The sequence below is a fragment of the Roseibium sp. TrichSKD4 genome (genome assembly GCF_000148725.1).
GTDB lineage: Bacteria > Pseudomonadota > Alphaproteobacteria > Rhizobiales > Stappiaceae > Roseibium.
Genome location: NZ_GL476300.1, coordinates 55780 through 79526, shown reverse-complemented (window position 1 = coordinate 79526; position 23747 = coordinate 55780). Strand labels below are relative to the sequence as shown.

General features: G+C 54.8%; 18 protein-coding genes and 1 pseudogene. 7 read left to right on the top strand and 12 right to left on the bottom strand.

Going from position 1 to position 23747, the window contains the following annotated elements; genetic code table 11:
- Window positions 1-16: 16 nt before the first annotated feature.
- A pseudogene (gene bluB, locus TRICHSKD4_RS28780) lies at window positions 17-403 on the top strand (5,6-dimethylbenzimidazole synthase); the annotation flags it as partial.
- A 73-nt stretch (window positions 404-476) separates the two neighbouring features.
- On the opposite strand, the gene TRICHSKD4_RS00360 reads toward bluB, so the two are convergent.
- From TRICHSKD4_RS00360 to TRICHSKD4_RS00350, 3 genes are all read right to left on the bottom strand, one after another.
- Window positions 477-2312 carry a VWA domain-containing protein gene (locus tag TRICHSKD4_RS00360; RefSeq protein ID WP_009465577.1) on the bottom strand — a complete coding sequence of 612 codons (1836 nt, stop codon included), beginning with the start codon at window positions 2310-2312 and terminating at the stop codon, window positions 477-479.
- A gap of 126 nt (window positions 2313-2438) precedes the next feature.
- Window positions 2439-3281: a thermonuclease family protein gene (locus TRICHSKD4_RS00355; protein ID WP_009465576.1), complete on the bottom strand. Its 843-nt coding sequence runs from the start codon at window positions 3279-3281 to the stop codon at window positions 2439-2441.
- Window positions 3282-3297: 16 nt separating this feature from the next.
- Complete coding sequence (locus TRICHSKD4_RS00350; protein ID WP_009465575.1) at window positions 3298-3954, bottom strand: helix-turn-helix transcriptional regulator; 657 nt, start codon at window positions 3952-3954, stop codon at window positions 3298-3300.
- Window positions 3955-4151: 197 nt separating this feature from the next.
- On the opposite strand from TRICHSKD4_RS00350, the gene TRICHSKD4_RS00345 reads away from it, so the two are divergent.
- Together TRICHSKD4_RS00345 and TRICHSKD4_RS00340 are read left to right on the top strand one after the other, a co-directional pair.
- A complete protein-coding gene (locus tag TRICHSKD4_RS00345; RefSeq protein WP_040615877.1) occupies window positions 4152-4496 on the top strand; it encodes a DUF952 domain-containing protein in 345 nt (114 codons plus the stop codon).
- The gene (locus TRICHSKD4_RS00340; RefSeq protein ID WP_009465572.1) at window positions 4493-5587 is read left to right on the top strand and encodes a quinone-dependent dihydroorotate dehydrogenase; all 1095 of its coding nucleotides are present in this window, start codon (window positions 4493-4495) and stop codon (window positions 5585-5587) included. Before TRICHSKD4_RS00345 ends, TRICHSKD4_RS00340 begins: the two co-directional genes overlap by 4 nt.
- A gap of 2 nt (window positions 5588-5589) precedes the next feature.
- Here the strand turns inward: TRICHSKD4_RS00340 and TRICHSKD4_RS00335 are convergent, their stop codons facing one another.
- A complete protein-coding gene (locus TRICHSKD4_RS00335; protein WP_247642762.1) occupies window positions 5590-6858 on the bottom strand; it encodes an MATE family efflux transporter in 1269 nt (422 codons plus the stop codon).
- A gap of 184 nt (window positions 6859-7042) precedes the next feature.
- On the opposite strand from TRICHSKD4_RS00335, the gene TRICHSKD4_RS00330 reads away from it, so the two are divergent.
- Window positions 7043-7993, top strand: a complete 951-nt coding sequence (locus TRICHSKD4_RS00330; protein WP_040615876.1) for a histone deacetylase — start codon at window positions 7043-7045, stop codon at window positions 7991-7993.
- Here TRICHSKD4_RS00330 and TRICHSKD4_RS00325 read toward each other — a convergent pair.
- From TRICHSKD4_RS00325 to TRICHSKD4_RS00290, 8 genes are all read right to left on the bottom strand, one after another.
- The gene (locus TRICHSKD4_RS00325) at window positions 7968-8246 is read right to left on the bottom strand and encodes a DUF6460 domain-containing protein (protein WP_009465569.1); all 279 of its coding nucleotides are present in this window, start codon (window positions 8244-8246) and stop codon (window positions 7968-7970) included. The two genes, TRICHSKD4_RS00330 and TRICHSKD4_RS00325, sit on opposite strands and share 26 nt — an antisense overlap.
- Window positions 8247-8883: 637 nt before the next feature.
- A complete protein-coding gene (locus tag TRICHSKD4_RS00320; RefSeq protein ID WP_009465568.1) occupies window positions 8884-9921 on the bottom strand; it encodes an AraC family transcriptional regulator in 1038 nt (345 codons plus the stop codon).
- Between the two features lie 160 nt (window positions 9922-10081).
- Window positions 10082-12298 (bottom strand): 3-hydroxyacyl-CoA dehydrogenase NAD-binding domain-containing protein, encoded by a 2217-nt coding sequence (locus TRICHSKD4_RS00315; RefSeq protein WP_009465567.1) that lies wholly within the window; start codon window positions 12296-12298, stop codon window positions 10082-10084.
- Window positions 12299-12313: 15 nt separating this feature from the next.
- Window positions 12314-12697: a cupin domain-containing protein gene (locus TRICHSKD4_RS00310; protein ID WP_009465566.1), complete on the bottom strand. Its 384-nt coding sequence runs from the start codon at window positions 12695-12697 to the stop codon at window positions 12314-12316.
- A gap of 3 nt (window positions 12698-12700) precedes the next feature.
- Window positions 12701-13909, bottom strand: coding sequence for an acetyl-CoA C-acetyltransferase (locus TRICHSKD4_RS00305; protein ID WP_009465565.1), 1209 nt, complete (start codon window positions 13907-13909; stop codon window positions 12701-12703).
- Window positions 13910-13936: 27 nt separating this feature from the next.
- A complete protein-coding gene (locus TRICHSKD4_RS00300; protein WP_009465564.1) occupies window positions 13937-14575 on the bottom strand; it encodes a glutathione S-transferase family protein in 639 nt (212 codons plus the stop codon).
- A 107-nt stretch (window positions 14576-14682) separates the two neighbouring features.
- Complete coding sequence (locus tag TRICHSKD4_RS00295) at window positions 14683-16479, bottom strand: acyl-CoA dehydrogenase C-terminal domain-containing protein (protein ID WP_009465563.1); 1797 nt, start codon at window positions 16477-16479, stop codon at window positions 14683-14685.
- A 299-nt stretch (window positions 16480-16778) separates the two neighbouring features.
- Window positions 16779-17249 (bottom strand): MerR family DNA-binding transcriptional regulator, encoded by a 471-nt coding sequence (locus TRICHSKD4_RS00290; RefSeq protein WP_009465561.1) that lies wholly within the window; start codon window positions 17247-17249, stop codon window positions 16779-16781.
- Between the two features lie 407 nt (window positions 17250-17656).
- Here TRICHSKD4_RS00290 and TRICHSKD4_RS00285 point away from each other — a divergent pair, with 407 nt between their 5' ends.
- The 3 genes from TRICHSKD4_RS00285 (at window position 17657) to TRICHSKD4_RS00275 (ending at window position 23730) form a co-directional block, all read left to right on the top strand.
- Complete coding sequence (locus TRICHSKD4_RS00285; protein ID WP_009465560.1) at window positions 17657-21883, top strand: peptidoglycan-binding protein; 4227 nt, start codon at window positions 17657-17659, stop codon at window positions 21881-21883.
- A gap of 144 nt (window positions 21884-22027) precedes the next feature.
- Window positions 22028-22957, top strand: coding sequence for a sulfite exporter TauE/SafE family protein (locus TRICHSKD4_RS00280; protein ID WP_009465559.1), 930 nt, complete (start codon window positions 22028-22030; stop codon window positions 22955-22957).
- Window positions 22954-23730, top strand: coding sequence for a TIGR02186 family protein (locus TRICHSKD4_RS00275; RefSeq protein ID WP_009465558.1), 777 nt, complete (start codon window positions 22954-22956; stop codon window positions 23728-23730). Before TRICHSKD4_RS00280 ends, TRICHSKD4_RS00275 begins: the two co-directional genes overlap by 4 nt.
- The last annotated feature ends 17 nt before the right edge of the window (window positions 23731-23747 follow it).

Genomic DNA, 23747 nt, shown 5'->3' with positions numbered 1-23747 from the left:
GCCAGAAACACAGCCGGTGTTTGATGAGAGCTTTCGGGAGTGCTTTGAAAAGCTGCTTCAGTGGCGTCGGGATGTACGCCATTTTAAAACTGATCCAGTCCCGGAAGATGTTCTGAACCGCGTTTTGTCGCTGGCGGATATGGCACCTTCTGTCGGAAACAGCCAGCCTTGGCGCATTGTTCAGGTAGAAGGCCTTGAACGCAGATCTGCAGTCATGGAAGCGCACACAGCGGCAAATCGTGCCGCGCGCGAAAGCTATGGCGAAACAGAGCAAGGCAAAGCGTATCGCAGCTTGAAACTGGCGGGGCTTCGCGAAGCTCCCGTTCATCTTGCGGTGTTTGTTGACCCGAACCCGGAACAGGGCCACGGGCTTGGCCGTGCGACCATGCCAGAGACGCTGGCCTATTCTGCAGTCGGCATGATCCAGACGCTCTGGCTTGCAGCGCGGATCGAGGGGATCGGTCCGTCCCCTTTTTTTAAAATCTGGTGCCTCCTGAGTTCGGTGAGGAGCTGGTTCCTCCTGGAAACGTTGCGATGGAAGATAGGCGCAGGAGCGACAGGAATTCCTTGCGATAGCGGTAAGTGTCATCCCCGAGATTGGCTTCCGCCAGCTTCAAGGCATCTGCTGATGTCCAGTCTCCCAGATAATCGGTGCCTTTCAAAAGCTGAGCAAAACCGGCGACGGCTGCTGCGAACTCAGTTTCACCCTTTGGGATGCCCTTTGTGGATGCGGTCACAGGGGTTGTAATCAATTGGCTTGTTGCGTCACCAGGCAGCTTGTAGCGCAGTTTGACAAACGCCAGTTCATCGGAAAACTCAGAAGTTTCTTCGGTCCCTTCGGTCTGGACTGGCTGCGCATACCGAAGGTCATCTATCCGAACTGCGGGGGAGCCGACAGGAGTGACCTCGTAAAGCGCTGTCACGGTGTGACCTGCGCCAATGTCGCCAGCGTCAACCTTATCGTTGTTGAAGTCCTCAGTCTTGAGCGCACGGGTTTCATATCCAATCAGGCGGTATTCAGCGACAGTAGCCGGATTGAACTCCACCTGAATCTTCATATCCTGCGCGATGGTGGAGATGGAGCTGACGATCTGGTCGACCAATACCTTGCGAGCCTCTGACAGGGTGTCGATGTAGGCGGCAACACCATTTCCATTTTGGGCGAGTGCTTGCATCAGTTCGTCATTGTAGTTGCCACGGCCAAACCCGAGAACAGAGAGCGTGATGCCACTGTCGCGCTTTTCCTTGACGAAACGCTTCATGTCGTCGGCACTGGACAGGCCGACATTGAAGTCGCCATCTGTTGCCAGAATGATGCGGCTCTTTGTGTCGTCGTCCTGCATCGTTTCGGCCAGCCTGTAGGCCTCTTTCAGTCCGGCGTGACCTGCTGTGCTGCCACCGGAGGTCAGGGCAGCGATCGCTTCCGCAATTTTGCTTTTGTCTGAAAGAGCCGTCGGCTCAAGCAGCACCCCGGCATTGCCTGCATAGGTGACAATTGCGATGGTGTCATCTTCGCGAAGTGTCGACAAAAGCAGGCGGAAGGCTTGCTGCAAAAGCGGAAGCTTGTTTTCGTCCGACATGGAGCCGGATGTGTCGATCAGGAAGACAAGGTTCTGCGGGGGAAGGTCGTCGAGCGGAACCGTATATCCTTTCAGTCCGATGTGGAGCAGCTTTGTGTCCGAGTTCCAGGGCGTTTCAACGACAGACACATTGGTTGAAAACGGTGCCTCGCGGCTGTCCGGGACTTTGTAGTCATACTGGAAATAGTTGATCATCTCTTCGGCGCGAACTGCATCCGGGTTCGGCTTGCCCCCATTGACCAGCTCAGAACGAACAAAGGCGTAGGAAGCGGTATCTACATCGACAGAGAAGGTGGACACCGGATCCGTCTTCACTTGCTTTAACGGATTGCTTTCAGCTTCCGGGAAGCGCTCGGTGTTCACTTGGTAGGGGTACACAGGTACCGGCGGAAAATTCTCTCCTGCCAGCATTTTTGTGGCGCGTTGGCGTGATGCCACAATACCCGTAGCTGGCTGTTTCGCCTGATCTGCAAGCATATCAACCTGCTCTGAGATAAGCGGAGCAGCAAGTGGGTTTTCAGATGGGTTGGGCTCCGCCTCCGTTATTTCTAGTTCGCCCACTTCAACCTGCGGCTCTTCAACAGTTTGCGTGGTGTCTGCCTGTTGCGTGGTTTCATCAACAGCAACCTGCCGGTTCTGGATTTGTGTGCCAATATACGTCCAGGCCAAAGCAGCAACGGCGACAATTGCCAGAAATCCGGTTAGCAGCCAGAGGGTGGTTCCGCGTATCATGATCAACTCCTGCCCTAGTGATCGTTGAGGCAGCAGCGTGTGCTGTGCCGTTAAGGCACTACAAGGCAGAATTTCGCGGATCTTGTGGGTAAAGCGCGGTAAAATGCGGAAGATTGTGCGGCGTAATTATGGTCGTTTGGTCGCCAGATTTGACGGATCGACAAGCGGGGCACTCTCAGATGGCAGTGCTTCTGAAACCGGAAAGTCGAAGGGGTTCAAAGGTTCTCCGTTGTTGTTCTCAACGCCCATAGCCTCCAGATCTAGCAAGCTTTCCTCTTCACCCTCCAAACCAAAACCGGATGTCTCCTGTAGGGCTGACGTCTGTTCTGTGATTGCTTCTGCCTGTGAACGCGGAAACTTGACCTGCCAGATGCCCAGCTGTTGCTTTTCCGCCTCTTGCGACAACCGCAGCATTTTGTCTGGGGCGTCTACCGACGCGAGTCCCCAACCATGTTTGAGCATTGTCTGTGTCAAATCCATCTTGCCGCGTTGGCAGATGGCTCTCATTTCATGAGGGCCGGTTTGCGTGAGCTTTTCACAGGTTATGTGAAACTGGCGGATCAGGCCGCGCAGAAAGGTTCGCGCGCGCGCACCGCAAGGCCAGGTGCCGCCAGCTGTGTCCGGGCAACGTGCTTCTGCGGAAACAGGTTCAAGATAGGCAAGATCGATTTGCAAATCGTCGCTAGCCACCCGGTTGGCTGTTAAAACCTGCACCCGGCGTAAAACAAGCGGGCCATCTTCGATCGGCTTGGCCGGTGGATTAAGCTGCTCTTGAAAACGCTGGGAAGGTGCAATTCGCTTCAAAGGCCCGGTCACCGGCGGTGGAGTAACCCCTTCCGGTGACACATTGCGAATGTGGGATGGGTTGGGCGCCGGTTCACTGTTCGATTGAGCGAAACCGGAACCGGGGGTCAATCCGATCAAAACGGCTGCAGTTGAAACAATAGCTTTTTGAAAAATCGAATGCATATGAAAAGCGAGTTCTCTATTGGCTGACCCACATCACCCGCGCGACCCAGTCAATCTTGGTGCGCTCCAAATGAACAGTCTCATGAGGCGGGGTGAGGGCGTGAAAGTCAAACGCAGACGGGTTCTGACGATCCATGAGAAACAGTTGCAGTGCGCCGCTCGTCTGCCTGACAAGAACCCGGTCGCCGCGTCGAATGGCCTGCACAGGGGCAACAATCAAAATATCTCCGGACCGGTAATAGGGCGTAAGGTCATCTGAATTTATCTCCAGAGCAAAGAGGTTTTTTTCTTTGGGGTCTGGAAAAAGCAAACTGTCCCACATTGGGCTGCTGGGGCGTCCTGTCGGGTCAAAAGCAGCTTGCTGGTTGGCATCGGAAAATCCCGCAATGGGCACCATACGACCGTCTTGCGCCAAGGGGGCTGCACGAGGTCCGGTTGGGGCGAGGCCGAGCAAAACTTCCATCAAGGTTTCCAGGCTTTCACCGGTCGCCTGTAGAATTTTGGAAAGGGACTCAGTCGATGGCCATCTGGGACGACCATCCCCCCCGAACCGCTTGGAAGGATTGAAGGTGGTTGGATCAAGACCTGCCCGTCTTGCCAGTCCGGAAGGGGACAATCCGTTTCGGGCGGCAAGCGTATCAATGGCTGCCCAGATCTGTTTGTGCGACAGCATGGGGGTCTCCGAAAATGGTGGCGGTGATGTCATGCGCCACGCCCTACTATGTTCTGCCCCTCAAAACCTGTCAAAAAATTCCTAGTGGATCGGTTTTGCAGAGCCTGTGGTTGTTTTGCCGGACCGCTGCCTATAGGGTCCGCGCCAAATCCGCTCGGGCGGAACTGAACCATCAAATTGTCTTGTTCGGAGGACCCATGTCGCTCATTTTCAAGATCCTGCCGAGAACCATGTGGCAGGATGCGGTCGCAGCTGGAAAGTTCACAGGCGCACCGGTCGATCTGGCGGATGGGTACATCCACTTTTCGACAGCAGAACAGGCAGAAGAAACTGCGGCAAAGCACTTTGTCGGACAGACGGACCTTGTGTTGGTTGCTTGCGATGCAGACGTTCTTGGGGCGGCCTTGAAATGGGAGCCTTCGAGGGGTGGGGTCTTGTTTCCGCATCTTTATGACACCCTTTCTGTTCAGTCTGCTCATTGGGTCAAGGACCTGCCACTTGGCGATGATGGCAAACACCAATTTCCGGACCTTACCCAATGATCCTGTCCCTCGTTGACCGTCTGGGCCTGGCCGCCTTGCATAAAATGGACGCCGAAACAGCTCATGGCGTGACAATCAAGGCGTTGAAGTCGGGCCTTTTGCCAGCCTGTGAAGCTCCTGATGATCCGCGTTTGCACCAGACCTTCTGGGATCTGACCTTTGCCAACCCGATTGGCATGGCAGCCGGCTTCGACAAGGATGGTGATGTGCCGGACGAAGTCTTGAGCCTCGGGTTCGGCTTTACCGAAATCGGCTCTGTGACCCCGTTGCCGCAACCGGGAAACCCAAAGCCGCGGGTTTTCCGCCTGCCCGAAGACGAGGGCGTGATCAACCGGTTCGGTTTCAACAACAAGGGCCACGAGGCCTTGCTTCAAAAGCTCGAAGCGCGCAAATCCCGCTCCGGGATCGTTGGCATCAACGTGGGCGCCAACAAGGACGCAACAGACCGGATCGCTGATTATGTGAAAGGCATTGAGACTTTCGCCTCTTACGCCTCTTATTTTACGGTCAATATTTCCTCGCCGAACACGCCGGGCCTGCGCGATCTTCAGGCGCGGTCATCGCTTGAAGAGCTGCTTTCAGGTGTGATGGACGCGCGCGATGCTGCGAATGGGCGCGCAGGACGAAAAGTGCCCGTTCTTTTGAAGATTGCGCCGGATGTGGATGATATTGCGCTGGATGATATCTGCGAAGTCGTTCTGGATAAGCGCGTTGACGGGATGATCGTATCCAACACGACAATCAGCCGGGATGGGTTGAAGTCTGGTGCCGTGGCTGAAGAAGCCGGCGGTCTTTCCGGAAAACCTGTCTTTCGAAAGGCAACTATAGCTCTGGCCAAAACGCGCAAGCGGGTTGGCGCAGACTTGCCGCTGATAGGCGTTGGCGGGATTGATAGCGCTGAAACCGCTTGGACCAAAATCACCGCTGGGGCCGATCTTCTTCAGCTCTATTCTTCCATGGTCTACAAAGGGCCACGGTTGGCGCGGGATATTGTTGCTGGACTGAGCGCTAAAATGGACCGTGAAGGGCTTCGTTCCTTGTGCGAGGCACGAGACGCCAATTTGGAGGCTTGGGTGACGGCGGACGCCTGAGGCTAGGCAATACCGAATGTGCGGTCTGCCCGCCACTTGCAAATCAGTGACAGCGACAGACCGCGCATGCCCAGGAAAAGCAAAAGCGACAGCCACAATCCATCATTGCCCCAGAGCGGGAACAAGATGGAGACGGCGGCAAGAAAGCTGGCAAGCGAGATCAGCATCATGTTGCGCATGTCCCGCGACCAGGTTGCGCCAATAAATACCCCATCCATGACATAGGCAAGCACGCCAAATAGCGGCGCGATGGTTACCCAGATGATGTACTCGCGTCCAAGTTCGCGAATGTCAGCGGAGGTTGTCATCATGTCCAGAAGGTGATGGCCAAAAAAAGCAATGAGGGCTGTCAGAAGCGCGCAGATGGCAAAGCTCCAGAATACAGTGAGCCGAACAGCTTTTTGAAAGGCTGGACGGTAATTGGCACCCACAGCGCGCCCGACCAACTGTTCAGCTGCCGTGGCCATTCCGTCCAGAAAAAAGGCGGCCGTGATGATGAACTTTTCCAAAATGGTGTTGGTTGCCAAAACCACGTCACCTTGATCTGCAGATCGAGCAACAAAATAGGAAAACGCAAAGAGCAGCGTAAAGGACCGAATCATAATGTCCCGGTTCAGCACCAACATGGCAAGGAAAAGTCGCTTGTTGAGCAAGCGGTCCAGACTTGGCCAGCGTCCACCTTTCGCGGTCCAGAAAATGAGTGCGCCGCCAAGAAGTGCAGTGACCGCTTCACTAACTAAAGTGGCGGCGGCAACACCTTCCACGCCCCAATCAAAACCAAGCACAAACCAAAGGCTCAAGAGAATGTTGAGGCCGTTGAGGAACAACTGCAGAGCAAGGCCAATGCCTGCGCGCCCAAGACCAATATACCAGCCCAAAATGGTGTAATTGGCCAACAAAAAGGGGGCGCTGTAGACGCGGACATCGAAATAGGCAGACGTCGCCGCCTGCACGGCCTCACTACCGCCCAGAAAATACAAGCCAGCCAGCTTGAGTGGCGTTTGAAACACGATCACGGCAAGGCCAGCAAGACCCGCAATCATCAGGGCGCGCAGCAAAACCGCTCGGGTTTCTATGGCCCTGTTTGCACCAACGGCTTGCGCCGTCAGGCCTGTGGTTCCAGACCTCAAGAAGTTGAAAGTGGTAAAGGCAAGGTCGAAGATGATCCCGCCTATCGCAATGCCGCCGACAAGGGCCGGATTACCAAGCTGACCAATAACCGCCGTGTCCACCAGCCCTAGCAACGGGGTTGAGAGATAGGCAAGCGTCATGGGCACGGCGATCGCCATAACCATTTTGTTCGAGACGTCGAAGGGGCGGGTGGTTTTGGAAGGAGCTGACATGCACCGGTTCTCGTTGGACCCCAGTGTTTCGGCTACGGATGTGGGCAGGTCAAGCCCTTGTTCAGGTGTTGCTGCGCTTTCCGTTGCGGCTTGCGCCGCTATAACTGATCACATGTCTGTGCCTATTGTTCATCACCCGGCCTATTGCGCTTCCCTGCCCGCAAACCATCGTTTTCCGATGGACAAGTTTCGCGCCGTTGCTGCGTTGATTGAAGCCGAGGGGTTGCTGGGGGAGGGGCGGTTTTACAAGCCCCGCGCGGCACCTTTCGATTGGGTGGCTCTGGCTCATGACCCGGTTTATGTGGATCAGGTGTTTTCAACCAACGTCCCCAAAGCAGTCGCGCGCGAGATCGGATTTGATATTCGGCCGGATATAGCAGCAAGAGCGCGGTATGCGACCGGCGGCACCGTTTTGACAGGCTATCTTGCGCTGGAACATGGCATTGCGTGCAACACGGCCGGTGGTAGTCATCATGCCCGCTGGAAGCAAGGTGCGGGCTTCTGTGTTTTCAATGATGTGGCTGTTGCCATCCGGGTTATGCAGGCGGATGGGGTCATATCTCGTGCTTTGGTGATTGATCTTGATGTTCATCAGGGAGATGGCACAGCGGATATCTTTCGCCATTGCGACAGCGTCGTTACGTTCTCCATGCATGCCCGGAAGAATTATCCAGTCCGCAAGGTGCCCTCAAATCACGATATTGAACTTCCTGATGGTGCTTCAGATAACAGTTATCTGGCCCATTTGGCGGCGCGGACTACTGAGGTGCTGAAGCGTGCGCGCCCGGATATCGTTTTTTACAATGCCGGTGTCGATCCTTACAAGGAGGACCGCCTTGGGCGTTTGGCCTTGTCACGTGCAGGACTTCTGCAACGCGATGAATTGGTAATACAGACCGTCCGGCAAGCAGGGATTCCGCTCGCAGGTGTTCTGGGGGGCGGATACAGCGAGGATATAGATGAGCTTGCCGACAGGCACGTGACTTTGCACCGAGCTGCGCTGGCCTGTGCTAAAAATCAGCCAACGGTTCAGCGAACTACTGGCCACGTTCAAACAGGCTAAACACCCGAGCGATCAACCAAATGGGGATCACAACGGCTGCGCCCAACAGGAAGTAGCGCCCAATAGAGCCAAGGGCATCGAAGCCCATGTGCCATAGTCGCGCTACGAAGTTTTGCACCATTTCGACCAGATCGAGAGGATTGAGATCCAGAGCTGACAGGATCACTCCGACGACAAAGGACAGGAAAACCAGTCGCAGGACCACTTGGCCGGGAGACCCTCCCATAAGACGTACAAGGCCATGACTCGACATGTTGTTTTTCCCGATTTTTGAACCCGTTTCAGCCTGCCCTTTAGGTAGTACAGGAACTCACCAGTTACAATGCCGCAACTACCTACGTACAATTCAAGGAGGTTCAGGCCAGTTTCCGCATCCGGTACGGGTATTCAAGCTGTTAAAAGCGACGTAACGGTAAAGAATGGCGTAAAGTGATAAATTTAATCAAATCCAGCCAATTACAATGGGGTAATTATACCGTAGATCAGGTTGTGTGGCTCAGGGTTGCGGTTGTTCCCACCTAATCGTAATCGTCGGGCCCAAGGTTCAAAACCAACAGCAGACTGAACTGGTACATTGCAGAGCGCTTCGATTTGCCCCAAATAAAATTGGAGCGTTGCGCACCGGATCGTGAAGTTGTTTAAAGAAAACAATGGTTTGAACATAGTTCCGGGCCGCTAATTACCCGATCGAAGCATCCCACATGCTTCCAAAAGGTTTCGGAGGATATTGCACGGGAAGGCAGAAATGCCGATCCCGTGCTTTTTTTGACTATATTCAGGTAAGACGTGATTCGTACTTCAACTGGAAATGCTTTGGGTGTCTCCAATGCGATTCCCTTAATTCGTTAAAAGGGATTATTATATTTATAGAACTTCAAGCATACGAGTCATCAAGTCTTCAGTCTGTTACCAAGCTCACTCTTTCGCTTGTCTCGCAACCCGCGCGGCGAGACGCCGTACCAGGATTTGACGGCACGCGAGAAGGTGCTGAGCTCGGAAAAGCCCAGCAAATAGGCAATTTCCTTAAACGGTAGATGGCTGTTTACAATGTATCGGCGAGCGGCGGACTTGCGGACTTTATCGACCAGGTTGCGGAAGGAGGTTCCCTCGTTTTCCAGAACCCGCTGCAGGGTGCGTTGCGACATTCCAAGTGCTTTCGCCACTTCCGCCAGAGTGCAGTTGCCCGCTTTCAGGCTTTCGACAATCTGGGTAGTGACCCGCGAAATGTCTGAATCAAAGTCTCGGAACGTCTCCAAGTCTTGAGCCGCCGACTTTTGGATAATGTGAAAAAGGTTCTCTTCATAGCGTGCATTTGGGCGGCTAAGCATATGTCGAGGAACAAGAATTCTGTTTCGTAGCGTGTTGAAAGCGATCTTGCCTTCATACTTGCTCAGGAAGGCTGATCTGGCTTGCGGTGGTTCGGCGGCAATCTCGATTGATATGGGAGGCTTTTCGTCACCAAGTACGATCTCAATTTGCCGGACTGTTATGGCTGCACGCCCAAACATGCTTTGACGCCATTCACCAAGCCCTTCTACAAACCGCCATTCAAAGATGCCGTAGTTGTCATTTTCTTCAAATATGTAGTCGACAGCGTTAGAGCGGGCAGGCGCATAATCAACTTTTGATTGCATGGAGGTGCGAAGGTCTGGCGCGCAGACAAAAAGGTAATCTGACGTTGAAAATGGGCCAACTGGGGCTTCATACATCAGGTCAAAATAGAGCGCGTCGCTACCGAGCGATGTCGCAGTTTCTTCGAAAATAGAGAAGTATGTGCTGGCTGGAACGATTCCGATGGGGTTTTGGACAGCCTCTTCATCGATACTATGCTTTTCCTCAATCTGTTCCCAGTTGAGTGTACGTGTATAGGGTTGAGTCTTGAGAAATTTGATGAAATCAGAACGAACCCAAAATTTTAAAGATCGCATATAGCGGCTCCGCTACACCAAAAGAGTGTATACATGATAGCCCGTATGTGGCGCTTTGTATCAAGTGTGCGGCGTAAACTGCAAAATAAGTAATAAAATTGCAAGAACCGCCGCTAATTTAGCGGCGGTTTTATTTGGATAGTCGGTTTGGAACTCTGGGTCAGGCGGCTTCTGAGGTTTCCGCTTTACTCTCAGGCGGGAATTTTTCGTAGAACGATTCGTTGTTTTTCGCCATTTCACGCAGCATATTATTGGGCTTGAAGCGCGGGCCCCATTTGCGGGTGAATTTTCTGCAAAGCTCCACGAATTGAGAGGTCCCCATCATATCGATATAGCTGAGGGTGCCACCGCTGTAGGGCGCAAAGCCGAAGCCCAGAATTGAGCCGACATCAGCTTCACGCACATCGGTGAGGCATTTTTCTTCAAAGATCCGTGCCGTTTCGAGGGCCTGCATAACCAGCAGTCGCTGCTTGAGTTCCTCGATGTTGAAGCTCTCGGCAGGCTTGGGCTCACCGGTCACATCGGTGATGTCCGGCCATAGGCTCTTTTCCTTGCCCTTGTAGTCATAAAAGCCCTTGCCGTTCTTCCGACCAAAGCGTTCGCGTTTGACAACCAGCTCTTCCAAGATGTTGTCCAGAGGCCCTTCAACATATTTGACACCAAGATCCTTCCGTGTGGCCGAGACGATCTTCCAGGCAAGGTCCAGCGCCACCTCGTCACCGAGTGAGAGCGGGCCGACCGGCATTCCAGCTATTTTGCCGGCATTCTCGATCATGGCTGCCGGAACGCCGTCCGAAAGCATCATCAGACCTTCGCGGATATAGGTCATCACAACCCGCGAGGTGTAGAAGCCGCGGCTGTCATTGACCACAATCGGGGTCTTCTTGATGGTCTTGATGTAGTCGAGTGCAACGGCCAGAGCACGATCAGAGGTCTTCTTGCCCATGATCACTTCCACGAGCATCATTTTCTCAACCGGCGAGAAGAAGTGGATGCCGATGAAGTTTTTCGGGCGCTTGGAAGCTTCTGCCAAAGAGCTGATTGGCAAGGTGGACGTGTTGGAGGCGTAGACGGCGCGGTTTTTCATGACCGCTTCTGCCTGTTCGGTCACCTGACGCTTGATGTCCCGGTCTTCAAACACGGCTTCAATGACGAGATCGCAGTCGGCCAGTTCTTCATAGTCGGTCGTCGCCGTTATGCGCTCCAGAACCTTTGCTTTCTGGTCCTCTGACATGCGGCCACGTTGGACGTTTTTGGTCATTAGCCCGTCTGCATGGGCCTTGCCTTTGTCAGCGGCGTCCTGATCCCGGTCGATCAAAACAACATTGATCCCGGCTTGTGCGGAGACATTGGCAATGCCAGCACCCATGAAACCGGCCCCAAGCACGCCAAGTTTCTTGATTTTGTTCGGACGTTGGTCGGCCGGACGGCGGGCCAGCTTGTTCAGCTCCTGCATGGAAATGAAAAGCGAGCGGATCATGTTGGCCGCTTCTGGCGTCTGCAGAACCTTTGCAAAGTACCGGCTTTCAACCTGCAGTGCGAGATCCATTGGAAGCTGCAGGCCTTCAACAACCGCATGAAGCAGATAGCGCGCGCCCGGATAATTGTCGTGCGTTTCCCGGCGGTAAATTGCATTGGCAGCCGGCCAGAACTGGAACCCTTGCGGCGAATAGATCTTGCCGTTCGGCAGCTTGTAGCCCTTCTTGTCCCACGGCTTGACCGGGTCCACGCCCTCTTTGAGTAGCTTTTTGGCGGCGTCCAGCAGTTTCTTGGGTGCGATGACATCGTCGATCAGTTTCATCGACTTCGCCTGCTTGGTCCGCAGTGTCCGGCCCTGAAGAAGAAACTGCATGCCCTGCTGGCCGTCAGACATTCGCATCACGCGCTGTGTGCCGCCTGCGCCGGGGAACAGGCCAACCTTTACTTCCGGAAGACCAAGTTTGAAACTGTCATCATCGGCCGCAAGGCGGGCATGACACGCCAGTGCCAACTCCGTTCCGCCGCCCATGCACACGCCGGTAAGCGCGGCAACAAACGGCTTCCCGCAAGTCTCCAATTTTCGGTAGACCAGTGAGAGCTTGCGTGATCCCTCAAGCACGATTTTCGCCGCACCCTCAGGATCTGCACCTTTCTTCAGATGGTACTCTTTCAAAAGGCCTTCCAGCATGGTCAGGTCAGCACCACCGGAAAAACCTGACTTGCCGGATGTGATGACAGCGCCTTTGATAGCCTCATCACCCACAACCTGATCAATGATCTGGTCAAGCTCGTCCATCACGCTTATGTCTATGACATTGAGGGACTTTTCCGGCATATCCCAGGTGATAACGGCAATGCCGTCGGCATCAGTTTCAATTGAAAAATTCGTATAGCTCATGACATCTCCTCCCGCTCAGGCGGATGCGCTGCCCTGATGGGCGCGCTGGTCGGCAAGCGATTTTGTTCCGGCGACAATCACATCGCCCGTATGCTTTGTTTCAGAAGGTTCAAACAGGATGACCCAACACTCTTCATCGGCTTTGGGATTGTGTTCAACGCCTTTTGGCACGACGTGCATGTCGCCTGCCGTTAGAACAGCGTCATCCCGGTCCCTATAGCGGATGGTGACGGAGCCCTTGTAGATAAAGAAAAGCTCGTCTTCGTCCGCATGATCGTGCCAGACAAATTCGCCCTTGATCTTGGCAAGCTTGACGCACTGATCATTGACATCGGCCACCACCCTTGGTGACCAGAAGTCGCTGATCTCGGCAAACTCCTGCTCGATATTGGCAATCATGGTTCAGACCCGCTCGATGATTGTGGCGGTGCCCATGCCAGCACCGATGCACAAGGTCACCAGAGCCGTATTCTGATCGCGGCGCTCGAGCTCATCCAGAACCGTGCCGAGGATCATGGCACCGGTTGCACCAAGCGGATGGCCGAGGGCAATAGCGCCGCCATTGACATTGACCGTTTCCGGATCAAGGTCAAAAGCTTGCTGATAGCGAAGGACAACAGAAGCGAAGGCCTCGTTGATCTCGATCAGATCAATGTCCTTCAGATCCATCTTCGCGGTTTTCAGAAGCTTTTCGGTCACATCCACTGGGCCGGTGAGCATAAGCGCCGGATCTGAGCCGATATTGGCAAATGCCCGAATGCGGGCACGTGGCTTGAGACCAGCTGAGCGTCCTGCCGGACGAGAACCGATCAGAACAGCTGCAGCGCCATCGACGATGCCGGACGAGTTACCAGCATGGTGGACGTGGCGAATGCGTTCCACTTCCGGATGGGCTTGAATGCCCACAGCATCAAAGCCGCCCATTTGTCCCATGAGCTCAAAGGATGGATTGAGCGAGGCAAGTGACTGCATGTCCGTTTCCGGGCGCATGTGTTCGTCGCGATCCAAAATGGTTATGCCATTGATGTCTTTGACCGGCACGACAGACCGGGAAAAACGGCCTTCTTCCCACGACTTTGCAGCGCGCGTCTGGCTTTCTACCGCATAGGCATCACAGTCATCGCGGGTAAAGCCGTACTTGGTTGCAATCAAATCGGCAGACACGCCTTGTGGCATGAAATAGGAGGGGATGGCGACTTGCGGTTCGATCGGCCAGGCTCCACCAGAAGCGCCAATGCCTACCCGGCTCATGCTTTCCACGCCACCGGCAATCACCAGTTTGTGCTGGCCGGACATAACCTGTGCAGATGCCATGTTGACCGCATCAAGACCTGACGCGCAGAAACGGTTGATCTGCATGCCCGGAACGGAGCCGTCATAACCGGCTGCAAAAACAGCAGCACGGGCAACATCGCCGCCTGCTTCGCCAACCGGGTCAACACAGCCAAGCACGACGTCGTCGATGCGTTTGGTGTCCAGATTGTTCCGATCCCTGACGGCTTCCAACGCCGTTGCAGCGAGGCGGACGCTCGGTACTTCGTGCAGCGCACCGTCCTTCTTGCCACGGCCGCGCGGTGTGCGGACGTGATCATAAATATAGGCTTCCGGCATCAGATCCTCCTCATCAATCTTGCAGTCTCACGCGGCCTCTGTCGGGGCTTTGCTGGGCATGAGGTTATTCGGGTGGTCCCAACCGGGCAGGGCCTTGATGCGCTCCAGCCAGCTGGTGACATTCTTGTAGTCGTTCAAATCGATGCCGGTTTCACCCTCGTAGAACATGTAACCACATACGGAGAAATCGGCGATGGTTGGCTTGTTACCAATGGCAAAAGCATTGCTCGCCAGATGCTTGTCCAAAATGGACAGCGCGCTACGGCATCTGCCATCAAGCCACTTTGTTGTTTCGGTTTCGCCTGTCTTGGCAATAGTTCTCAAAAACCGGAGCACGCCCAACTGTGACGAAATTTTGTGATTGTCGAACAAGGTCCAGCGGAGAACTTCTCGTCGCTCAGCTTCCGTGTCCCAACCGTACTGGTCAAACCGTTCAACCAGCCAATCAAGAATGACACCTGATTGGGTGAGCATCTGCCCATCCGTCTCCAGGACAGGGACTTCGCCGAGTTCATTGTAAGTGTCACGAAACGCGTCGGTCCGGGTTTCCCCATTGAAAAAATCCACCCAGCGCGGGCTCCAGTCAGCGCCACACAGTTGAAGCATCAACGCCACTTTGTAGGAATGGCCCGACTCTGCCATGCAATGAAGGGTGTACTCTGCCATCTGGTCGAATCTCCTGAGAGCCAAGGGTCTGGCGGTGAGCTTATCCGGACTTTTTGCGTGAAAGACTGAAAAGTTGACCCAACGGGCTGTCGGGCCAAATCAATCCATCAAAACGCGTCTGCGTCGACCGACATCATGGTATCGGCTCCGGTGGAAATTCGGGCAAGGTGAGCCGCAGTTTCCGGCATTGTCCGTTCCATGAAGAACGTTCCAAATATCAGTTTGTTCTTCAGCCAGTCTGCCTTGTCGCCTGCGCCTTCAGCCAATTGAGCCTGAGCTGTCTTGGCTATTTTGGCCCACATATACCCCATACCAACCAGGCCGAAGAGGTGCATGTAATCCGTTGACCCGGCACCAGCATTGTCCGGCTTGGTCATCGCATTGTTCATGAACCACATTGTCGCCGCCTGAAGGTCATCCAGACCTTTCTTTAAAGGGGCTGTGAAGGGCGCAAGCGCTTCATTTTCATTATTATCTTTCAGGAAGTCGCCGACCTCCTTGAAGAAGGACATGACCGCACGCCCACCATTGGCTGGCAATTTGCGGCCAACGAGGTCCAGCGCCTGAATGCCGTTGGCACCCTCATAGATCATGGCGATACGGGCGTCGCGAACAAACTGTTCCATACCCCATTCTTGAATATAGCCATGTCCGCCGAACATCTGCTGCGCGTTGACCGTGTTTGCAAAGCCAATGTCGGTCAAGACACCCTTCAACACCGGGGTCATCAGGCCCATCACGTCATCAGCGGCTTGACGGGTTTTCTCGTCTTCCGCGTGATGGGAGATGTCTCCATGCATTGCGGTCCAGAGGACGAGCGCACGCGCTGCCTCGTTGAAGGAACGGATCGACATCAGTGTCCGGCGCACATCCGGATGCACAATGATCGGATCAGCCGCCTTGTCCGGGCTTTTAGGTCCACTCAAGGAGCGGCCCTGCAGGCGATCCTTTGCGTAGGCAACTGCGTTTTGATAGGCAACCTCAGACTGGGACAAACCTTGAACGGCAACGCCGAGCCGCGCTTCGTTCATCATGGTGAACATCGCCCGAAGGCCTTTGTTCTCTTCGCCCACAAGCCAGCCTGTGGCTTCGTCGTAGTTCATTACACACGTCGCGTTGCTGTGGATGCCCATCTTGTGCTCGATGGACCCACAGGAAACGCCATTGGATGCACCAACGGACCCGTCATCGGCGACAGCGAATTTCGGAACGACGAAAAGCGAAATGCCTTTTGTTCCCTGAGGTGCGCCTTCAATTCGGGCCAGCACCAAGTGGATGATGTTTTCAGAAAGATCATGATCACCAGCCGAGATGAAAATCTTGGTGCCGGAAATCTTGTAGCTGCCGTCCCCGTTCGGAATTGCCTTTGTTCGGATGAGGCCGAGATCCGTTCCACAATGTGGCTCGGTCAGGTTCATGGTTCCGGTCCATGTGCCGGAGATCATGTTAGGCAGATACTTTTCTTTCTGCTCCTGGCTTCCGTGCTGAGTCAGTGCGGCGATCGCGCCCGCCGTCAAACCCGGATACATGGAAAATGCCATGTTGGCAGAAGACAGATATTCATTGAGCAGGGTGGCGATTGTATGCGGCATACCCTGACCACCGAATTCCGGATCGGCTGATACGGTGCCCCAGCCAGCCTCGGAATAGGCGGCATAGGCTTCTTTGTATCCCTTTGGCGTTGTTACGCTGTCATCATCGTGCCGGGTACAGCCTTCTTGGTCAGCAGACTGGTTGAGTGGCTGCAGAACTTCCTCTGCAAACTTGGCGCCTTCGCGAAGAATGGCTTCAACCAGATCCGGGGTAGCTTCTTCGAGGCCGGGAAGGGCCGTCAGGGTTTCAAAGCCAAGGACGTCTTTCAGAAGAAACAGGGTGTCTTCAACTGGAGCGTTATAACTCGGCATGCAATCCTCCCGCATAGCCTACGATCAACCACACATGACGTTTCCGTAAACGTCACCTTGTTCGTATATACGCACAGCGCCAGAGGCCGACAAGTGGTGTCCTTAGGGAAGGAGGGCGAAAAAAATGCAAATTGGCACAAATTGGCGGTGTTTTCAGAGAGCTTACCACTCATTTCCGTTAGGGCCAGTCCGATTTTGATCACTTTTTGCTGGAAAAGGGTTCTCCCGACAGATCAGGCAGACAACAAAAAACCCGGGCAGGCCCGGGTTGATTGAAAGGCGAAGCGTCAGTTAGGGAGCTATTCGTCGCCCGCTTCCTCCGCTTCGCGCTGCTTCAGCATGCCAGACACAATTTCAACAGTCCGGCTCAATTCATCAATCGCCTGCTGAATGTCGTTTTGCTGGACTTTCAGCACATCAATCTGTTCGTTGAACTTGTTGAGGGCAACACGCAGCTGCGTCACCTGACCATCGCGCAGATCGTAAAGATCAAGCATGTCGCGAATAGCGCTCAAGGAGAAGCCGACGCGTTTGCCCATCAGAACAAGCTTCAGCCGGGCGCGGTCGCGGCGTGTGTAAACGCGATTCAAGCCATCGCGCTTCGGGTTCAACAGACCTTTATCTTCGTAAAAACGCAAGGTTCTGAGGGTGCAGTCGAACTCCTTTGCAAGCTCTCCGATAGTGAACTGTGTTTTCTTGGTGCTTTCATCGCGAGCGGCGACGACATCCACAAGTTCCTGTTCGTTCAATATGGATAACGCTTCACTCATTGTGTCCGGCTCATTTTATCTGGCGTTTTTTAGGTTTTGTTTACGGCGCTGCGACAAGGGTCGGGCGCGCGGGCTCCTGCATTTTTTCCAATAGCACAAGTGCTTAACGGGATCTGCATGGCAGCCTTCATTGAGGTGTATGTTTAGCTGACGTTTGCGTAACCGTCCAGTAGTGGGCAGGAAAAGCACTGAAAAACTTTCTAAAGGGTTAAAGTAGTGTGCCAAATCCGCTTATCTTTTGGCAGCTGAATTGTAGGAAAAATGCAATTCGCAAGCATAATTAACGTGCTGTTTACCCTGACTGGACAAATATTTTCAAAATACTGCGGGACCAAATTGTTTTTTGTAGCTGCCCCTGCAGGCAAGATTTTACCGCGGTCAATGGACCGTAACGTCAGGGTCAAAAAATGCCGGCTTGGAAAAACCGCGAGGCAGAACGCCGCGGTCGCAACCGACACGAACCTCATGAATATGATGAGGACCGCTACACGGACGATGCCGAGGATCGGCGTCGAGCCCCATCGCGAGGTCGTGTGCGCAAGGCGCAGGAACATCCCGAAATGAGGGCAGAACGTCTGACCAGCACAGCGACTGCTGTCGGGCGGGCACCAGCCCTTGGCCATCATGATGATGACGGCCTCGACGCGGTTGCGGACGAGTTGGACCGGCTTCTCGCCGAGCGCAGTGACCGTTCGTCTCGGTCCGGTGGTCGGTCAGACCGCAAGCGCGCTCCCAAACGCCCCGGTGCTAGGGCCTATGCTCCCGAAGCGCCGGTTCGCGAGCCTGTTTATGACGATGAGCCCTATTATGAAGAGCACGCCCGGGAAGATGTCGGCGAGGCTCTTGGGGCAATCGACCGGTTGGATCATCAGGTTCAGGACATGTCCGGACGTATGGCGCGTCGGCCGGTGGACCGCTACGAAGACGAATATGATGTAGAGCCGCCGTATTCTGCAGATTATGCTCGGCCACGACCTGCCCCCGTACCAAGAAGCCGCGAAGAGTATCGGCCTGAACCAGCACCAGCTCCGCGCCAGGCGCGTCCTGCACCTCGTCGCCGGTCTGATGAATATTTCATGGAGGATCGCGGCTACGATCAGGGTGATGACGCCTATGACGATTATCACGCAGAGCCGGACTATGAAGAAAGTTATGACGCACCGCGTCCTCCGCGAGCACGTGCCCGCAAGGAAGAGCGGACTGAGGCGTCTCTCCATCTTTACAAGGATCTCGGTCGCCGCATTGATGCGTTGAGAAAGCCGCAGGAAGAAGCATTCGAACAGGTGCGCGAAGAACTTGGTTCTCTTCGTGACGCTATGGGTGGATTGTCCAAGGGCACGCATGATCGGGTAAATCGTCAAAATGCCGAGCTGCGCCGCCTTGCAGACATGGTGGATCGCCTTCGCGCTGACAAATCGTCAGACCAGTTCGCAAAAGAAGTGCGCAAGGAAGTTGCGGATCTGAAATCGATTGTTGGTCGCACCAATGTCGACGGGGCGCTGCAAACTCTTGAGCATGGCTATGCGCATATCCTTCAGCGTCTCGATGAACTGAGCCGCGGGGCTGTTGATCCACGCGTTCTGCGTGGTGTGACCGCGCGTTTGAACGAGATCGAGGACGCATTTTCCGCACTTCCGCGTTCTGAGCACCTGCTGATCCTTGATGAGCGGATCGGCAGTATTTCTGAGCGGATGGAGGAACTTCTCCATCGCAAGAGCCACAACGAAATCGAGCCGCTGCGTGCCGAATTGCGCGAAGTTCGCCAGTTTGTTGAGCATATCGATGTGACTGGTCTCGTCGAGGGTATCGACGACCGGATGAAATTTGTTTCCGGTCGGCTTGACGATCTGGAAGTTCTGGCTCGCGAACAGCGCGGGCTCGATACCCGCCTCAGCGCCATGGAACAGCGCATGCCGGAGCCGGAGACCATTTCGCGTCTCCAGGGCCGTCTGGAAGATATCGTTGGCATGATGTCCGATGATCGTGCGTCCACCGCCCAAGCTGATCAAATTGGCATGATGGATAATCGTTTGAACGATATCATCCATCGCCTTGAACGCATGGAGCGCATTCCGCCGGTCACGACAGACAAGGCTGCCTTTAGCGCATTGGAAAACCGGCTGGCGGCAATTTCCGATAAGATTGAGGTCATCGAAAAGAAAACTGATCATCCGATCTCCATGGCCAGTCAGAACTTCTCGGTTTCTGACGCCGACAAGCAGATGTTCACACAGCTGCATGATCGAATGAATGCACTGAGCAGCCGTCTTGAAGAGCCGCGCTCAGAGGTTACCACCGCAGATCTCGATAAACTGCGGGAAGAAATCGGTTCCATGAGGGCCGCAGTCGCTGAGCCTCAGTCCACCAGTGTTCTGGAAGAACGGATTAACGAGCTGGCGGAAGCTGTAACCCGTGGCGGCGACGATCTCGGTGAAGATCGGATCGAGCAGATCGGTGAAAAAGTCGCAGCACTTGCTGTTCAAATGGAAAATGCCACCAGCCATTCCGGCGAAATGGAAAAAGTGGCAACAGCGTTGGAACGTATTGAGCAGGGGCTGCATGACACCCGCAAGGACGTCGTTGACATTGCCAAGAATGCAGCCAAGGAAGTGCTCGCAGAGCAGCCTCAGGTTGGCGGCACAGAACAGGCAACCGGCGAATACGATCAGGCAATCTCCGGGTTGCAGGCCGACCTGAAACGCTTGCTGGATGCAGCTGAAGGCAGTGAAGAGCGAACGAAAAACACCTTTAATGGTGTCCAATCCGTGCTGGGCTCGCTGACAGAGCGTCTCGAAGACCTTGAGCGCAATAAGGCTGTTCAGGTCGCCAATGTCCCGATGCAGGCTCAGGCCGCGATGCAACCGGACCTGGAGCCGACCCCGATTGACGACACCCATGAGGAAGATCCTCAGCAGTCCTGGAAAATTCCGGGTCACCCCTTGATGCGTGAAAAAACTGCGCAATCCGAAGGTGGTCGTGATCGCAAGGCAGACTTCATTGCCGCTGCCCGTCGTGCCGCGCAGGCTGCTTCGGCGGAAGCCGAGCGTATGGGACACTCTGCGCCGGATGCCGGACTTGGTCTGGTTGCCGAAGACGGCGAGCGGACGAAAGAGCGTGCTGGCTGGTTCCGCAAGGTTCTGGGTCGCGGCAAGGGCAGCAAGCAAGACACGCCTGAAGCTGAGACTGCTGTATCACCCGAGCCGCAAGATAATGTGGCGCCGGTACTATCCGGTGATCGTCCAGTCGAGCAGGCAGAGGAAGAAGCCGGCACAAGCGGTCGCCGTAAGGCTCTGGTCTATGCTGCAGCTGCCGTACTGCTGGCCATTGGCACATTGCAGGTCTTCAAGCTGGTCTCATCTTCGGATGTTTCTGGTGAGCAGGTTGCCATCAATGCGGAAGAGCCTGCCAATCCGGTCGTGACATTGGACGAAACCGATGTGACCGAGGTTGCGCCGGGCGCAGTTGAGCCAATGATGGAAGAAGGTGCGGAAACGATCACAGCACCTCCGATCGTGGCTGAAGGACAACAAGCTCCATTGGGAGATGAGGTATCTGTAGCTGATGCACCTCAGGCGCTGCCCGCAGCAGATGCTGACATCACCCCTCCAGCGGCAGAGCCTGCTCCGGATGTTGCTTTTGCACCTCCAGCTGGCATCGCCTCCGGATTTGGTGAAAATATTCCGGCTCCGCAAGGTTTCCAGGCATCTGCACCTGCAGATGTGATGGCTGAACCACAGCCGACGAACTTGATCGCCAGCTTGCCACCGGAGCAAATCGGTCCGATGGCGCTTCGCAGCGCTGCTGCAGGCGGAAATCCGGAAGCAGCATTCCTTGTCGGTGTGAAATACACGGAAGGAAATGGTATTCCGGCCAATCTGTCTGAAGCAGCTCGTTGGTATCAAATAGCAGCTGACAAGGGGCTCCCTCCTGCGCAGTACCGTCTTGCGAGCCTTTATGAAAAAGGTCGCGGGGTGGACAAGGACCTGCCGAAGGCAAAAGCCTGGTATGAAAAGGCAGCGTCTGCAGGAAACGCAAAAGCAATGCACAATCTCGCTGTTCTTTATGCCGAAGGGCAGGACGGCGGGCCGGACTTTGCCTCTGCAGGTTATTGGTTTACTCAAGCCGCAACCCACGGAGTGCAGGACAGCTTGTTCAATCTCGGCATTCTCCATGCACAAGGCATGGGCGTCGAAAAAGATCTGATTGAGAGCTACAAGTGGTTCGCTATCGCAGCAGAGCGCGGCGACCGGGATGCAGCCTCAAAACGGGATGAAGTTGCCAACAGCCTTGACCAAGCCCAGCTTGCAGCAGCTCGATTGGCCGTTGAAAACTTCAAGGTGAAGACCCCGGACCCGGCAGCAAACAAGGTCGTGACAAGCCCGGAATGGGTTGCGGCCCCGTCCTTGTCGACAAATGCTTCATCCACTCTTGAAAACGTTGTCGATTTCTCCGGCATGATCCGCGATGCCCAGACGAAGCTGAACGCTCTTGGCTTTAATGCAGGCGCCCCAGATGGGCAAACCGGACCGCAAACACGCAGCGCCGTCCGCGCGTTCCAGAGAAGCCTTGGGCTTCCGGAAACCGGAGATATCGACGCAGCGTTGATCAAGGAACTGAATGGTCAGTCAATCTAGGCCGACCATCTCCTGCGCGGCAGGACTGCAACAGTTGGTCAAACATGACCAAGCAGTGTTGACAGCAGCCTAGGCGCGGGAGTTTAACCTAACCAACGCGACATCGGACGCCCAAGTGGCGTCCGCTTTTATTCGGTAGTCATCGTGCAATTGTACCTGCCCATAGCCGAAATTCCGGTCAACATATTCCTGATTTTGGGAATGGGGGGAGCGGTCGGCTTTTTATCGGGCCTGTTCGGCATTGGCGGCGGGTTTTTGCTCACGCCGCTTTTGATTTTTTCGGGCATTCCGCCAGCAGTTTCAGTTGCCACTGTCACCACACAGGTTGTCGCTTCCTCCGCATCGGCAGTCGTGACATACATTCGCCGAAAAGCGATTGACATGAAACTGGCCAGCTATCTACTGGCTGGTGGTGTCACCGGGTCTTTGCTCGGCGTTATTCTGTTCGACTTGCTGCAGTCACTCGGCCAACTTGATGTCGTCATTTCTCTGTCTTACGTGACCTTTTTGAGCACTGTTGGCACCTTGATGCTGGTGGAATCCATCAAGGCCATCCGGCGGCGTCATTCCGGAGCTGCTGTCAGTGTGAAGCGGCCCGGCCAGCATAACTGGATCCATGGTCTGCCCTTCAAGGTGCGGTTCCGCCGATCCAAACTTTATGTAAGCGCGATACCGGTGTTGGGACTTGGCGCGTCCATCGGTTTTCTGGGCACCGTTCTTGGTATCGGCGGCGGATTCATGATGGTTCCCGCGCTGATTTACCTGCTGCGAGTTCCAACTGGCATCGTGATTGGGACATCACTGTTCCAGATCATGTTCACAATGGCCGCAGCCACGATCTTTCATGCAGCCTCCACCCAAACCGTTGATATCGTTCTGGCGCTCACCCTGATGATAGGTGGGGTGATCGGGGCGCAGCTGGGTGCGCGGATGGGGCAGAAACTGCGCGGTGACCAACTGCGCCTGTTGCTTGGCCTTCTGGTACTTGCTGTCGGCCTGCGGTTTGCCGTCGACTTGCTACTCACGCCTGAGGACTTCTATTCCATCGCGATCACCAAGGGGGCAGGGGCATGAGTGCGCGCTGGCTGCTTCTTTGGATTGGAATTGCGGCTCTTGGCTTGATCTCTCGGGCAGAAGCTGAGGAGCTGGTGACGGCCCTGTCCGCTGAGATGGTCTCCATCCAGTCGAACTTCACGGGTACGGAAATCGTGATCTTCGGCCAGATATCCCGGGACACAAATACCATCAGTCGGCGCGGCAAATATGAACTTGCCATTATCGTAGAAGGCCCGACACAGGATATCACTACTCGCCGCAAGGGCCGGTTCTTGGGGGTTTGGGTCAACCGGGATTATGAGCGATTTTTGAATGTCCCATCGTTCTATGCCATCTCAACGACAACATCGATTGGCGAGTTGGCGAACCGGGATTTGTTGGATGAGTACCAAATTGGCCTCAATCACCTGAACCTTGCAGTCACAGGTAAGTCTGACGTTCCGTTGTCAGAGCGTGATGATTTCCGGCAGGCCTTCTTGCGGCTGCGGGAAGAAGCCGGGCTTTATTCCGAACGTCAGGAAGCGATTGAGTTTCTGACGGATACGATGTTTCGGACCAATGTGCCCCTTCCGGCCAATATCCCGGTCGGGGCCTACAAGATCAAAAGCCTTCTGTTTCAGGACGGTGCCTTGCTGTCACAGACGGAGGGAAGCCTCTCCGTTGCAAAGACCGGCTTTGAACAAATCACCTTTGAAATGTCGCGCGACTATTCCCTTCTTTACGGGCTGATCGCTGTCATTTTGGCGATCTTCACCGGATGGATTGCAGGCGTCATCTTCAAGAAAGATTGATAAGAAAAAGCCGTTCC